The 14744-nt window shown below is 70.9% G+C and carries 12 protein-coding genes; 11 read left to right on the forward strand and 1 reads right to left on the reverse strand.

The window, feature by feature from the left end:
* Nucleotides 1–30: 30 nt before the first annotated feature.
* The 11 genes from QNO12_RS04195 (at nt 31) to QNO12_RS04245 (ending at nt 14163) form a co-directional block, all read left to right on the forward strand.
* The gene (locus tag QNO12_RS04195; RefSeq protein ID WP_257502818.1) at nt 31–900 is read left to right on the forward strand and encodes a transglutaminase-like domain-containing protein; all 870 of its coding nucleotides are present in this window, start codon (nt 31–33) and stop codon (nt 898–900) included.
* 137 nt (nt 901–1037) lie between these two features.
* On the forward strand, nt 1038–2705 hold the full coding sequence (argS, locus tag QNO12_RS04200; RefSeq protein WP_257502817.1) for an arginine--tRNA ligase: 1668 nt from the start codon (nt 1038–1040) through the stop codon (nt 2703–2705).
* 8 nt (nt 2706–2713) lie between these two features.
* The gene (locus QNO12_RS04205) at nt 2714–3535 is read left to right on the forward strand and encodes an LmeA family phospholipid-binding protein (RefSeq protein WP_257502816.1); all 822 of its coding nucleotides are present in this window, start codon (nt 2714–2716) and stop codon (nt 3533–3535) included.
* Between the two features lie 154 nt (nt 3536–3689).
* Complete coding sequence (gene lysA, locus QNO12_RS04210; RefSeq protein WP_257502815.1) at nt 3690–5138, forward strand: diaminopimelate decarboxylase; 1449 nt, start codon at nt 3690–3692, stop codon at nt 5136–5138.
* Nucleotides 5135–6460: a homoserine dehydrogenase gene (locus QNO12_RS04215; RefSeq protein ID WP_257502814.1), complete on the forward strand. Its 1326-nt coding sequence runs from the start codon at nt 5135–5137 to the stop codon at nt 6458–6460. Before lysA ends, QNO12_RS04215 begins: the two co-directional genes overlap by 4 nt.
* 1 nt (nt 6461) lies before the next feature.
* On the forward strand, nt 6462–7553 hold the full coding sequence (gene thrC, locus QNO12_RS04220; RefSeq protein WP_257502813.1) for a threonine synthase: 1092 nt from the start codon (nt 6462–6464) through the stop codon (nt 7551–7553).
* A 91-nt stretch (nt 7554–7644) separates the two neighbouring features.
* Nucleotides 7645–8571 carry a homoserine kinase gene (gene thrB, locus QNO12_RS04225; protein ID WP_257502812.1) on the forward strand — a complete coding sequence of 309 codons (927 nt, stop codon included), beginning with the start codon at nt 7645–7647 and terminating at the stop codon, nt 8569–8571.
* 155 nt (nt 8572–8726) lie between these two features.
* Entirely contained in the window at nt 8727–10988 is a 2262-nt protein-coding gene (gene rho / locus QNO12_RS04230) for a transcription termination factor Rho (protein ID WP_257502811.1), read from the forward strand.
* Nucleotides 10989–11009: 21 nt separating this feature from the next.
* Nucleotides 11010–12089, forward strand: coding sequence for a peptide chain release factor 1 (gene prfA, locus QNO12_RS04235; protein ID WP_257502810.1), 1080 nt, complete (start codon nt 11010–11012; stop codon nt 12087–12089).
* Nucleotides 12090–12490: 401 nt separating this feature from the next.
* Nucleotides 12491–13447 carry an endonuclease domain-containing protein gene (locus QNO12_RS04240; RefSeq protein ID WP_257502809.1) on the forward strand — a complete coding sequence of 319 codons (957 nt, stop codon included), beginning with the start codon at nt 12491–12493 and terminating at the stop codon, nt 13445–13447.
* A 314-nt stretch (nt 13448–13761) separates the two neighbouring features.
* A complete protein-coding gene (locus QNO12_RS04245) occupies nt 13762–14163 on the forward strand; it encodes a hypothetical protein (RefSeq protein ID WP_257502808.1) in 402 nt (133 codons plus the stop codon).
* Nucleotides 14164–14170: 7 nt separating this feature from the next.
* On the opposite strand, the gene epsC is transcribed toward QNO12_RS04245, so the two are convergent.
* Nucleotides 14171–14740 (reverse strand): serine O-acetyltransferase EpsC, encoded by a 570-nt coding sequence (gene epsC, locus QNO12_RS04250; RefSeq protein WP_257502971.1) that lies wholly within the window; start codon nt 14738–14740, stop codon nt 14171–14173.
* Between the last annotated feature and the right edge of the window lie 4 nt (nt 14741–14744).

The raw sequence follows: 14744 nt of genomic DNA on the forward strand, positions 1-14744 counted from the left end.
GCAGTCGATCCGGCGTGCGAGGATACTCCGGTGCAACGCTTCGTGACCGCTGAACTGGACCTTGAACTGGGGTCCTCCGTCGACCTCATCTTCCAAGTCGCGGCGGCCCAGCACGTGCCGCTGGTGAGCGAGGAGCTGACCTTCACCCAGGGCGAGCGGGTCTACACGCCCACCGAGATCGTCGACCAGTCCGGAAGCCGTCTGCACCGGCTCACCGGCGAGGCCGGCCGACTGGAAGTGCGCTACCACGCCACCGTCGAGGGGCAGATCACCAGCGGCCGCACCAGCGATCTCGAAGCGATCACCTACCTGCGGCCGAGCCGGTACTGCCAGTCGGACGAGGTCTTCAGCCAGGCGCGCCGCCAGTTCCGCGGGCTGCAGGGCCACGAACTGATCGCGGCCGTGTCGGAGTTCGTCGCGACGAGCACGACGTACACGCCCGGACTCAGTCAGGGCACCGACAGCGCGGTGACCACCCTGATGACCGGCCAGGGAGTCTGCCGCGACTACGCGCACGTCGTGATCTCGCTGCTGCGGGCGATGGACATGCCTGCCCGCTACACCGCGTGCTACGCGCCGGGTCTGCAGCCGATGGACTTCCACGCCGTCGCCGAGGCCTTCCACGACGGGGCCTGGTACGTCATCGACGCCACCCGGCTGGCGGACCGGCGCTCGCTGGTGCGCATAGCCACCGGGCGCGATGCCGCCGACTGCGCGTTCCTCAGCTATCACGGCGGACACGTCGCACTGGCGCACATGCGCGTGGACGCGTGGGTCATGCCCGACGCGGCCTCCGCCGAGGGCCTGGAGGGCGGGGGCGGGCCGGACGTGCCCGGAGCGGCAGAGGCGGCATCCGATCCCCGGCTGGACGATTTCACCACGCCGGTGCAGCTTGCCTGACTGTCAGCGCCACCTTTCCCCCGGGTTCCAGGCGCTTCGCCTGTCACGACACGCCGACGGGGCCGGCGCTCGGTGACAGGGGAACCGGTGCGGGGGACAGCGGGGCTCACAGCTCGGAAACGTAGACTGGTGCGGCCATGAACCCTGCCGAACTCTCCGCCGCCCTGCTCGCCATCGTCAGCCCGCTCGCCGAGGCGCGCCGAGAGGGTTCCTCGGCAGGGCTGACCGCCGCCGACCTCCCGCTGGATCGCCCGAAGAACCGCGACCACGGTGACTGGTCCTCCAACGCGGCGTTGAAGCTCGCGAAGGCCGTCGGAGCGAACCCGCGCGAACTGGCGACCGAGATCGCGGCCGGACTCGCACGGACGGCGGGGGTCGCGAGCGTCGAGGTCGCCGGTCCGGGCTTCATCAACATCCGCCTGGATGCCGCCGCCGCCGGCGCGCTCGCCAAGACGATCGTGGACGCCGGTGCCGCCTTCGGTACCAACGATTCGCAGCACGGCAACGCGATCAACGTCGAATTCGTCAGTGCCAACCCCACCGGCCCGCTGCACATCGGGCACACGCGGTGGGCCGCGCTGGGCGACTCCATCGCCCGGCTGCTGCTCGCCAGCGGCGCGACAGTGGCCCGCGAGTTCTACATCAACGACGCGGGCGTGCAGATGGACCGGTTCGGGCAGTCGGTGCTCGCCTCGGTCAAGGGCGAGCCCGGTCCGGAGGGCGGCTACGCCGGTGCGTACATCGACGACCTGGCCCGTCGCGTCCTGGAGGCTCGTCCGGACCTGCTGGACCTGGATGCCGCCGAGCAGGTGCTCGTCGCCCGCGACCTGGCCTACGGGTTCCAACTCGGTGAGCTGCAGGCATCCCTGGCGAAATTCCACGTCAACTTCGATGTCTGGTTCTCCGAGCGCACGCTGCACGCGGTGGGCAGCGATGGCGAGCCCAGCCTGATCGACGAGGCGGTGGAGCGGCTCCGCGCGCAGGGCCACGTGTTCGACAACGACGGCGCGGTCTGGGTGCGCACCACCGACTTCGGTGACGACAAGGACCGCGTCATCCGCCGCTCCAACGGCGAGTACACCTACTTCGCCGCGGATGCCGCGTACTACCTGAACAAGGGCGATCGCGGGTTCGCGCACAAGATCTACCTGCTCGGCGCCGACCACCACGGCTACGTGCACCGGTTGAAAGCCCTCGCGGGCGCCGCCGGTGACGACCCCGAGAAGGACATCGAGGTGCTGATCGGCCAGCTGGTGTCGATCAACGGCGCACGGCTGTCCAAGCGCGCCGGCAACATCATCGAGATGGACGACCTGCGCGAGTGGCTCGGCACCGATGCGCTGCGGTACTCGCTGGCGCGCTACCCGGCCGACTCGCCGCTCACCCTGGACCCCGAGCTGCTGCGCAAGCGGACCAACGACAACCCGGTGTTCTACGTGCAGTACGCGCACGCCAGGACGCACAACGTCGCACGCAACGCCGTCGGCGCCGGCGTCGACCGCAGCGAATTCGCGCCCGAGCTGCTGGACCAAGAGACCGAGTCCGCGCTGCTGGGCGCGCTGCAGGAGTTCCCCCGCATCGTGGCGTTCGCGGCCGAGGTGCGCGAACCGCACCGTGTGGCCCGCTACCTCGAGGAGCTCGCCGGGCTGTACCACCGCTGGTACGACAACTGCCGGGTGATCCCGCTCGGCGACGAGCCCGTCGGCAGCGTGCACCGCACCCGACTCTGGTTGAACGATGCGACCGGACAGGTGCTGCGCAACGGGCTCGACCTGCTGGGCGTGGACGCGCCGGAGCGGATGTAGGCGCAGCCATGACGGCCGCCCAGACCCAGCCCACCGAGCCCCTTCCGGAGTGGGCCTACACCGAGCAGGCGCCTCGGAAACGCCGCCGGGCGTGGCCGTGGATCGTCGCCGTCCTGGTCGTGGCAGGTCTGGCCGTGGCGGCGTGGTTCGCGGGGGAGTGGATCGCCCGCGACATCGTGACCTCCGCGATCCGGCAGCAGGTCATCACTCAGCTCGCGCTGCCGGCCGACCAGGAGGTGGACGTCGCGGTCGAGGGGATGGTCCTTCCGCAGCTGATCGCGGGCAGCCTGGACGATGTCACCATCGCATCCGATGACGTCGCACTCGGTGCGTTGGTCGGCGATGTGACCGTCCGGGCGCAGGACATCGCCATCCGGGGGGATGCCGCGGCCGGAGCGGCGTCGGCGACCGTCGTGCTCGACACCGAACAGCTCCGTAGTCTGCTGTCCACGGTCGAGGGTTTCCCCGCCGAGTCCGTCGGCCTGGCAGAACCGAACGTCACCATGACCACCGAGCTGCGCCTGTTCGGTCTCGCCCTGCCGATCGGGGTGGCGCTCACCCCCGGCGCGGTGGACGGGGACATCGTGCTCACGCCGGCATCCCTGCAGCTGGCCGGCAACGACGTGTCGGCCGAAGCGCTCCGAGCGCAGTTCGGCGCCGTGGCGGACACGGTGCTGCGGGACTGGACGATCTGCATCGCGTCGTACCTGCCGGCCGGGGTGCGGCTTGCGGGGATCTCGGTGACCGGTGAGCAGGTGGTCGCCGATCTGGACATCGACGGCGCCATCGTCCGCGACCCCGCGCTCCAGCAGCCCGGTGCCTGTGCGTGAGGATTGTCACCGAAGCGTGCTGTGCAGATGCCGTGCCATAGACTTCTGGGGACCGCCCGGCGCGTGAGTCCGCCGCTGCCGCGGCACACCCGCTGAGCCCGGGCTCACCCCCGCAGCAGTCGCGCCGAAGCACCCTTTCCACGATTGGTTCGAGTTGTCCGTCTCTCCTTCGCTCGCCCCGGACTGGCTCCTGCCCCCGGACGATGCGAACGCGCTCGCCGCCGGCGTCTGGCCGGCAGCCGCGAAGCGGGACGACGAGGGTGTGCTGCGGTTCGCGGGAGTGCCGGCCACCGACCTGCGCGACCGATTCGGCACCCCGCTGTATGTGGTCGACGAGGACGAGGTCCGCGCACACGCACGGCGAACCCTCGCCGCCTTCCGGTCCGCGACCGAGCCGTACGGCGTGCAGGCCCGCGTCTACTACGCCGGCAAGGCCTTCCTGTGCGCCGAGGTGGTGCGCTGGGTGACCGGCGAGGGCCTTGCCGTGGACGTGTGCACCGGAGGCGAACTCGCCGTCGCGCTCGCGGCAGGGGCCGACCCCGCCCGCCTCGGATTCCACGGCAACAACAAGAGCGTCGCAGAGCTGCAGAACGCGGTCGACGTCGGCATCGGCTCGATCGTGCTGGACAGCTGGATCGAACTCGAGCGGCTGGCCGCGATCCTGGAGCGCCGCACCGCGGACGATGCCCCCGCGCAGGCCGTCCTCGTGCGCGTCAACAGCGGCGTGCACGCCGAGACGCACGAGTTCCTGGCGACGGCGCACGAGGATCAGAAGTTCGGCTTCACACTCGAGGAGGCCCCGGCTGTGGTCGCTCGCATCCGCGAGCTGCCTGCGCTGGTGTTCGCGGGTCTGCACTGCCACATCGGATCCCAGATCTTCGGCACGGCGGGCTTCGAGGAGTCCGCGGCGCGGATCGTCGAACTGCACGCGACCCTGCTGGTCGGCGGCGAGATCCCGGTGCTCAATCTCGGCGGCGGGTTCGGAATCGCCTACACCTCCGCCGATGACCCCACGCCGATCGAGGCGCTCGCCTCCGGCATCGTCGACGCCGTGGCCCGCGAGTGCGAGGTGCGCGGCATCCCCATGCCCGACCTCGCCTTCGAACCGGGACGGGCCATCGTGGGGCAGGCCGGGGTGACCCTGTACGAGGTCGGCACGACCAAGCCGGTCGAGATCGGCGCCGGGGCGCAGCGACTGTACGTGAGCGTGGACGGCGGAATGAGCGACAACGCGCGTCCGGCGCTGTACGGCGCGCAGTTCAGCGCGCGGATCGCGTCCCGCGTGAGCGAGGCGGCGCCCGCACTGGTGCGGGTGGTCGGCAAGCACTGCGAGTCCGGTGACATCGTGGTGGATGCCGAGTACCTTCCGGCGGACATCGTCCCGGGCGACGTGCTGGCAGTGCCGGCGACCGGCGCGTACTGCTTCTCGCTCGCGAGCAACTACAACTACGTGGCGCGTCCGCCGGTCGTCGCGGTGCGCGACGGCTCCGCACGGATCATCGTGCGCGGCGTGAGCGTGGACGACCTGCTGGCCCACGACGCCGGCCTGGACGAGACACCCGCCTTCGGCGGGGACGACGACGCAACAGAGGGAGCCGGATGATCGACCACCGCCGACTGAGAGTGGCGCTGCTGGGGGCCGGGGCCGTGGGTTCGCAGGTCGCCGCGCTGCTGCTCAAGCACGCGGACGAACTCGCCGACCGCGCCGGGGCGGCGCTGGAGCTGGTGGGCATCGCCGTGCGCGACCTGGACGCGCCGCGTGAGACCGATCTGCCGCGAGAGCTGTTCACCACGGACGCGGAGTCCCTGATCGTCGGCGCGGACATCGTGATCGAGCTGATCGGCGGGATCGAGCCGGCCAAGACGTACCTCCTGCAGGCGATCAACTCCGGCGCCGACGTCGTCACCGCCAACAAGGCGCTGCTGGCCACCCACGGACCGGAGATCTTCGACGCCGCCGACCAGGTCGGCGCGCAGGTCTACTACGAGGCGGCGGCCGCCGGCGCCATCCCGATCATCCGTCCGCTTCGCGATTCGCTCGCCGGCGACCGCGTCCAGCGCATCATGGGCATCGTGAACGGGACGACCAACTACATCCTCGATCGCATGGACACCGAGGGCGCCGACTTCGCGGACGTGCTCGCACAGGCGCAGGCCCTCGGGTACGCCGAATCGGACCCCACCGCCGACGTCGAAGGCTACGACGCCGCGCAGAAGGCGGCGATCCTGGCCAGCCTCGCCTTCCACACGACGGTGCCTCTGGATGCCGTGCACCGCGAGGGGATCACCTCGATCGACACGTCGACCATCGACTCGGCGCGCCACGCGGGCTACGTCATCAAGCTGCTCGCGGTCTGCGAGCGAATCGCCTCAGAACCGGGTGCGGACGCACCGGAGTCGATCTCGGTGCGCGTGTATCCGGCGCTGATCCACCGGCATCACCCGCTGGCCAGCGTCCACGGCGCCAACAACGCCGTCTTCGTCGAAGCCGAGGCCGCCGGCAACCTGATGTTCTACGGCGCCGGTGCCGGCGGCGTGCAGACGGCGTCGGCGGTGCTGGGCGATGTCGTCTCCGCGGCCCGACGCCACATCGCCGGCGGCGTCGGCGTGGCCGAGTCCACCCGCGCGAACCTGCCGATCGTCCCGATCGGCCACGTCACCACCCGCTACCAGATCACGCTCGAAGTCGACGATCGGCCCGGCGTGCTCGCCACGATCGCCGGCATCCTCAGCGATGGCCGAGTGTCGATCGCCACGGTGGAGCAGACCGTGATCGATGACGCCGCCCTCGGCGTCCCCGCTGCGCGGCTGGTCATCGGAACCCACAAAGCACGAGAGCAGGACCTCAGCGACACCGTCGATCGACTCGCCGCCAGCGGCGTGGTCGAACGGGTCGTGTCGGTGCTGCGCGTAGAAGGAGATTGACATGGCACACGTCTGGCGCGGAGTCCTCCGCGAATACGCCGATCGGCTGGGAGTCACGGATGCGTCGACCGTCGTCACGCTCGGCGAGGGCGGTACCCCGCTGCTGCCCGCGCCCGCGCTGTCGCGTCGCACCGGGGCGGACGTCTGGGTGAAGTTCGAGGGGATGAACCCCACCGGCTCGTTCAAGGACCGCGGCATGACCGTTGCCGTCTCGCGGGCGATCGAGCACGGCGCGAAGGCGATCATCTGCGCCTCCACGGGCAACACCTCGGCATCGGCCGCGGCGTACGCCGCCCACGCCGGGATCACCGCCGCAGTGCTGGTCCCCGAGGGCAAGATCGCCATGGGCAAGCTGAGCCAGGCGGTCGCCCACAACGGCCAGCTGATCCAGATCCGCGGCAACTTCGACGACTGCCTCGAGATCGCCCGGGAGCTGGCCGATCATTACCCGGTGCACCTGGTGAACTCGGTCAACCCGGACCGGATCGAAGGCCAGAAGACGGCGGCCTACGAGGTCGTCGAGACGCTCGGCGACGCTCCGGACTTCCACTTCATCCCGGTGGGCAACGCGGGCAACTACACCGCCTACTCACGCGGATACCGCGAGGAGGCCGACCGCGGGATCTCCACGCGCGTGCCGCGCATGTTCGGCTTCCAGGCCGAGGGCAGCGCACCGCTGGTGCGCGGCGAGATCGTCAAGAACCCCGAGACCATCGCCAGCGCGATCCGCATCGGCAATCCGGCATCGTGGGAGCTCGCCCTGGAAGCACGCGACGCGACCGACGGGTATTTCGGCGCGATCGACGACGACCGCATCCTGGCGGCCCAGAAGCTCCTCGCCGGCGAAGTGGGCATCTTCGTGGAGCCGGCTTCCGCGATCAGCGTCGCGGGTCTGCTCGAGCGCGCCGAGGCCGGGGTCATCCCGCAGGGATCGCGGGTCGTGCTGACCGTCACCGGCCACGGGCTGAAGGACCCCCAGTGGGCGCTGCGCAATGCGGACGGCACCCAGGTGGAGCCCACGATCGTGGAGGCGACCACGTCGGACGTGGCATCCGTGCTCGGCCTGACACCTGCCCCGGCGGGTATCGCGTGAGCGCACGCTCCGCGCGCGTCCGGAATCCGGCGGACCGGCTGCCGCACCCGGCCACCGGGCGAGGCGGCGCGGAACGCGGCGGGTGCGGGGGATGACCACGCGGTCGGTTGCGGTACGTGTGCCGGCGACCAGTGCCAACCTCGGACCCGGGTTCGACACGCTGGGTCTGGCGCTGAGCGTCTACGACGAACTCGTGGTCAGCCGGATTCCCGGCGACGGCGTCGAGGTGACCGTCGAAGGAGAGGGCGCCCAGGACGTTCCCCGCGACGCGTCGAACCTGGTCGTCCGCTCGATGGCGTACGCGTTCGAGTCGGTCGGCCGGCGGATGCCCGGCGTGCGGCTGGAAGCGCGCAATGTCATCCCGCACGGACGTGGCCTGGGTTCATCCGGTGCTGCGGTCGTCTCCGGTCTGCTCGCGGCCAAGGGCCTGCTGGCCGGAGACGTCGAGTTCGGCGCCGACACGTTGCTGCGCCTGGCCACCGAGCTGGAAGGCCATCCCGACAACGTCGCCCCGGCCCTGTTCGGCGGTCTCACCATCGCATGGGTGGACGAGTCCGGCCCCCAGCACAAGAAGCTCCTCGTCCACCGGGGCGTCTCGCCGTTGATCTTCGTCCCGGAGTCCACGATGTCCACGAGCGTCGCGCGCAGTCTGCAGCCGCTGCAGGTGCCGCGCGAGGATGCCGTCTTCAACGTCTCGCGGTCCGCACTGCTGATCGCCGCGCTCATGCAGAGCCCCGAGCTGCTGCTGGCCGCGACCGAGGACAAGCTGCATCAGAGCTACCGCGCACAGGCCATGCCGGACACGGACCGCCTCGTGCAGAGCCTCCGCCACGCCGGTTTCGCAGCCGTCGTCTCCGGCGCCGGACCGAGCGTCCTGGTGCTCGCCGACGGCCCCGGACGGCGGCTCGCGGCGGCCGATCTGGCGGCCCGTTCCACGGACACTCCGTGGGAGGCGCTCATGCTCGCCGTCGACTTCAAGGGTGGTACAGTGAGGGACATAACGGAGGGTTCCACGTAGCTACGTGAATCTGGCCTCCGCTCGCAATCTGCGAAACTCTGCGCGACCCCCGCCTTCCCAAGTTCGAAGCCTGTGAAGCGGCGCGGGCTGACGTCCGTTGTGGCGTGCGTCTCGTGCAGACATGATCATCCACACGTTTCATGTAGGGAGAACTCGTGGAGTCCATCTCCGAGATCCAGACCGCCGACGCCAATGGGGAAGAGCGCACCGAAGCGCCCGAATCCATCGAGAACGTCGACGCCACCGCGACCGAGAACGTCGCCGAGACCACCGCGGACCGCGTCCAGGCGCCCGCCGAGCCCGAGAGCCCAGCCGAGGAGGGCGCGGCGCAGGGCGATGCCGCACCGGCCGATGAGCCGGCCGCAGCCGAGACCCAGGCCGCTGCGACCGAGGTCGCCGCCGACGCCCCCGCCGACTCGCCGGTGGATGCCGCACCGGCCGCGACCGAAGCACCCGTCGAGCCCGCGCCCGTCAAGGCGCCGCGCAAGCGCGCACCCCGCCGTGCGAAGAGCACAGACGTCGCGCCCGCCGCAGCAGAGCCCGCCACCGAGGCGCCCGCCGCAGCAGCGCCTGCCGCAGCTGAGCCCGCCACCGAGGCGCCCGCCGCAGCAGAACCCGCCGCTGCCCCCGCGACGGACGCCCCCGCCGCAGAGGCCCCGGCAGTCGCCGAGGCCCCCGAGGCTGGCGATGCATCCGCCGCCGACGCCCCCGCTGCCGAGGCCCCGGCTGCCGAGGCACCCGCGTCAGCGGCTCCCGCCGTCGAGGCTCCGGCTGTCGAGGCTCCCGCTGTCGAGGCTCCGGCCGAGGCTCCGGCCGAGGCGCAGACCGCCGACACGGCCCCCGAGACCACTGGTTCAGCACGGCGCCAGTCCGCACCGCGCTCGAAGGCTGCCGAGAAGCCGTCGAACGGCGAGAACGGCGAGTCCGCGGACGCTGCTGACGGAGGCGACTCCGGCGAGGGCCACGGCGACGGTCAGGGCGAGGAGACCCCCAGCCGCAGCCGCAGCCGCAGCCGGAACCGCAACCGCAATCGCAACGCTCAGGGCGGCCAGTCCGCCCCGGCGGCCCCGGCAAAGGGCGACGCCGACGCGCAGAGCGCCCCGAGCGCCAAGCCGCAGAGCCAGGCACCGGCATCCGACGCCGACGACGAGGGCGGGCAGGCGGGCAACCGCAACCGCCAGCGCAACAAGCGTCGCGGCCAGGGCGTCGCCGACGAGTTCGACACCGAGATCGGCGAAGACGACGTCCTCGTGCCGATCGCCGGCATCCTCGACGTGCTCGACAACTACGCGTTCGTCCGCACCACCGGCTACCTGCCCGGCACCAGCGACGTCTACGTCTCGCTCGGCCAGGTCAAGAAGTACAACCTGCGGAAGGGCGATGCGGTCGTCGGTGCCATCAAGCAGCCGCGCGAGGGCGAACAGCCCGGGCGCCAGAAGTACAACGCGCTGGTCAAGGTCGACGCCGTCAACGGCCTGTCCGTCGAGGACGCCGCGGAGCGCGTCGAGTTCGGCAAGCTGACCCCGCTGTACCCGCAGGATCGCCTGCGCCTGGAGACCGCGCCGGAGAAGCTCACCCAGCGGATCATCGACCTGGTCGCGCCCATCGGCAAGGGCCAGCGCGGCCTCATCGTCGCGCCGCCCAAGGCCGGCAAGACGATCGTGCTGCAGCAGATCGCGAACGCGATCGCGACGAACAACCCCGAGGTCCACCTCATGGTCGTGCTCGTCGACGAGCGCCCCGAAGAGGTCACCGACATGCAGCGCACGGTCAAGGGCGAGGTCATCGCCTCGACCTTCGATCGTCCCGCGGAGGATCACACCACCGTCGCCGAGCTGGCCATCGAGCGCGCCAAGCGCCTCGTCGAGCTGGGTCGCGACGTCGTTGTGCTCCTGGACTCGATCACCCGTCTGAGCCGCGCCTACAACATCTCGGCCCCGGCATCCGGTCGTGTGCTCACCGGCGGTGTCGACGCTTCGGCGCTGTACCCGCCCAAGCGCTTCTTCGGCGCGGCACGCAACATCGAGAACGGCGGATCGCTCACGATCATCGCGACCGCTCTCGTGGAGACCGGCTCGAAGATGGACGAAGTCATCTTCGAGGAGTTCAAGGGCACCGGCAACAGCGAGCTGCGCCTGTCGCGTCAGCTCGCCGACAAGCGGATCTTCCCCGCGGTGGACGTGAACGCGTCCAGCACGCGTCGCGAAGAGATGCTGCTCTCGCCCGACGAGGTCAAGATCACCTGGAAGCTGCGTCGCGCCCTCGCCGGCCTGGACACCCAGCAGGCTCTGGAAGTCGTGCTGGGCAAGCTCAAGGAGACGCAGTCCAACGTCGAATTCCTGGTCCAGATGCAGAAGTCGATCCCCGCGCCGACCGGCGGTGGCAGCAGCCACGGGCACGAGAACAGCATTCGCTGACGCACGTCGTTCGGAGCATTCATGTTCGAATCGGTGAAGACCCTCATCGAGGAGCACAAAGCCGTCCAGGAGGAACTCTCCGACCCGGCTGTGCACGCCGATGCGGCGCGCGCCAAGCGCGTCAATCGGCGCTACGCCGAGCTGTCGCGGATCGTCGCGGCGTACGACGCGTGGACAGCGGCCACCGGCGACCTTGAGGCCGCTCAGGAGTTCGCCAAGGAGGACGAGGCGTTCGCCGCCGAGGTGCCCGCGCTCGAGGAGCGCGTCGAGGAGACGCAGGAGAAGCTGCGGCGCCTCCTCATCCCGCGCGACCCCGACGACGGCCGTGACGTGATCATGGAGATCAAGGGTGGCGAAGGCGGCGCCGAGAGCGCCCTGTTCGCGGCCGACCTGCTGCGCATGTACCTCCAGTACGCAGCATCCCGCGGGTGGAAGACCGAGCTGCTGGAACGCACCGAATCGGACCTGGGCGGCTACAAGGACGTCCAGGTCGCGATCAAGGGCTCCTCCAGCGACCCCGCGCAGGGCGTCTGGGCGTCGCTGAAGTACGAGGGCGGCGTGCACCGCGTGCAGCGGGTGCCCGCCACCGAGTCGCAGGGTCGCATCCACACCTCCACGACCGGCGTGCTGGTCTTCCCCGAGGTCGACGAGCCCGACGAGGTGCAGATCAGCCCGAACGACCTCAAGATCGACGTCTTCCGCTCGTCCGGACCGGGTGGTCAGTCCGTCAACACGACCGACTCCGCGGTGCGCATCACCCACCTGCCCACGGGCATCGTCGTGTCGATGCAGAACGAGAAGTCCCAGCTGCAGAACCGCGAGGCCGGCATGCGCGTACTGCGCGCCCGCATCCTCGCGAAACAGCAGGAAGAGCTGGATGCCGCGTCCTCGGCCGCCCGCAAGTCGCAGATCCGCGGCATGGATCGCTCCGAGCGCATTCGCACGTACAATTTCCCGGAGAACCGCATCGCGGACCACCGCACCGGCTACAAGGCGTACAACCTCGACCAGGTGATGGACGGCGCGCTGGACCCGATCATCCAGTCGTGCATCGCCGCCGACGAGGAAGAGCGCCTGGCCGCCCTCGGCTCCGAGGACTGACCCCCGCGGCGGCCGTCCGCGCCGCCCCCGTTGCGCCCGCCGCGCCCCCGCGCCCCGCTGCGCCGCGGCCGCGCGCCCGCTGTTCACTTGCCCTGTTTGTCCGCTCGTGAGGCCTCTGCGCGTACATCCAGGGCAAGTGAACCGGTGTGGCGCGCGCCGTGCGCGCCGCGAGCGTCGCGCCCCCGCGCGGCTGCGCGCCGTGCGCGTCCCGTGCGCCGTGCGCCGTGCGCCCCGCGTGTGGCCCCGACGGTGTCCGGGTGCGCCGTCCCCCTCGATTCACTTGCCCTGTTTGTACGCTCGGGCGGCGGTTGCGCGTACATGCAGGGCAAGTGAACGGGTGGGGCGCACCGGCCTGTGGACAGCGCGGACGATGGCGACGTCGACTGTGCAAGGGTGCCGAGATGACCACCGAACCACCCGCGGCGTTCCGGGTGGCCGACGCACGCCGTGATGGGATGACCCGGCGCCAGGTCGACCGCGCCGAGCTCGAGAGGCCCTTCACCGGCCTGCGCGCTGCTCGGGCCGACACCGGCCCCGCCGATCCGGATGCGCACCCGGCCGACGTGCGGCGGGAAGCGCTGATTCGCGCCGCGCGCCAGTTCGCGGCGCACATGCACGAGGGGGAGTTCTTCTCGCACGCCACCGCGGCCGCGCTGTGGGGGCTGCCCCTGCCGGCACTGGATCTCACGGAGCTGGACGTCGCCGTCTGCGCGCCGAGCCGCGCACCCCGTGGGCGCGGGGTCCGCGGACACCAGCTCGCCGGCGCTCAGGTCACCGCGGGGTCCGGTGCGCATGGACTCCGCATGACCAGCCCCGCCTCGACCTGGGCTCAGCTGGGTCGAGTGGTGCGGCATCCGTATGACCTCACGGCGGTAGCGGATGCCGTCATCCTGGTGCCGCGCATCGCCGGACCCTTCGGCCGGGTGCTGCGACCGCCGCTCGCCGACGTGGCCGACCTGGAGAGGGAGCTGCGCCGCGGCCGGCGGATCGGGATCGCCGCGCTCGAAGAGGCGCTGCTGCGCACCCGGCACGGCAGCGTCTCGCGACCCGAGACCTGGTGCCGGCTCACGATCGTGGATGCCGGCCTGCCCGAGCCGGTCCTGGACCACGACGTCTACGACGACGCGGGCCAGTTCGTCGGGTGCGTCGACCTGGCCTACCCCGGGCTGCGGATCGCCATCGAGTACGAGGGCGACCACCACCGGGTCGACCTGCGCCAGTGGAATCGGGACATCGCGAAGCACGATCGTCTCGCGGAGCTGGGGTGGCGCGTGATCCGGGTGACCAGGTCCATGGTCTTCGACGAGCCGGGTGTGCTCATCGGCCGGGTGCGCTCCGCGCTCCGCGCTCGCGCATAGCCGCGCCCGGGCAGGCACGCCCCGGGCAGGCAGGCCCCGGGTACCCGCGCCCGGGCCCCCACGTGGCCGCTGACCCGGCATCCACCGTTGTTCACTTGCCCTGTATGTACGGAGACCAGGCCCCTCCCCGTGCAATCAGGGCAAGTGAACCAGGGGAGCGAGCGTTCCCCGTGCACACAGGGCAAGTGAACCGGGGGGAGCGAGCGTTCCGGTGCACACACGGCGAGTGAACGGGGGCGGAGGCGCCTCGCAGGAACGGGGCGGGCGAAGGGGGAGCAGCAGGAGCAGGCGACGGGGCGCGATACGCTCGGGCCATGATCACGTTCCTCATCCGCGCCGCCATCTTCGTGTTCTCCGCGGCGCTCGGCCTGATCGTCGCCGACGTGATCCTGCCCGGCTTCGTCATCCACTGGAGCGACTGGTGGGGCTTCGTGCTGGCCGTCGTGATCTTCGCCGTGATCCAGAGCGTGCTGGCACCGCTGATCTTCAAGATCACCCGCCGCCACGCGGAACCGCTGCTCGGCGGCATCGGAATCATCTCGACGTTCATCGCGATCGTCATCGTGGTGATCATCCCGGGCGCGGGCATCGGCATCTCGGAGCCGGTCGCGTGGGTGCTCGCCCCGGTGATCGTCTGGATCATCACCGCGCTGGCCACCTGGCTGCTGCCGATGGTGTTCCTCAAGCGCCGCGTGGCCGAGCGCCGCGCGGACTGACCCCGCTTCAGATGCTGTACTCGGGCGCCGTGAGCAGCGCCCGGGTGTCCTCCCCGACCACGCGTGCCCGCGGCTTCGCCGGCACACCGACCAGGATGCTGTCGGGGGGAGCGTCCTTGGTCACCACCGCGTTCGCTCCGATGACCGAGCCGGCCCCGATCGTGATGGGCCCGAGGACTTTCGCTCCGGCGCCGACCGCGACGCCGTCGCCGAGAGTGGGATGCCGCTTGCCGCCCTCGCGCTGACGTCCGCCGAGGGTGACACCGTGGTAGAGCATCACATCGTCACCGAGCTCGGCGGTCTCGCCGATGACGACGCCCATCCCGTGGTCGATGAAGAATCGGCGGCCGATCGTGGCGCCCGGGTGGATCTCGACCCCGGTGAGCCAGCGGGTGAGCTGCGAGCCCATCCGTGCCAGGAAGCGCGCCCGTCGGATCCACAGCGCGTGCCACACCCGGTACCCCCACACCGCGTGCAGCCCCGGGTACAGCAGGACGAGCTCCACGCCGTTGCGCGCGGCGGGGTCGCGCAGCTTGGCGGCGGAGACGTCTTCGCGCAGGCGGGCGAACAGACCGATGCGA

Origin of the sequence: Microbacterium sp. zg-B185 (genome assembly GCF_030246885.1) — a bacterium.
Classification (GTDB): Bacteria; Actinomycetota; Actinomycetes; order Actinomycetales; family Microbacteriaceae; genus Microbacterium.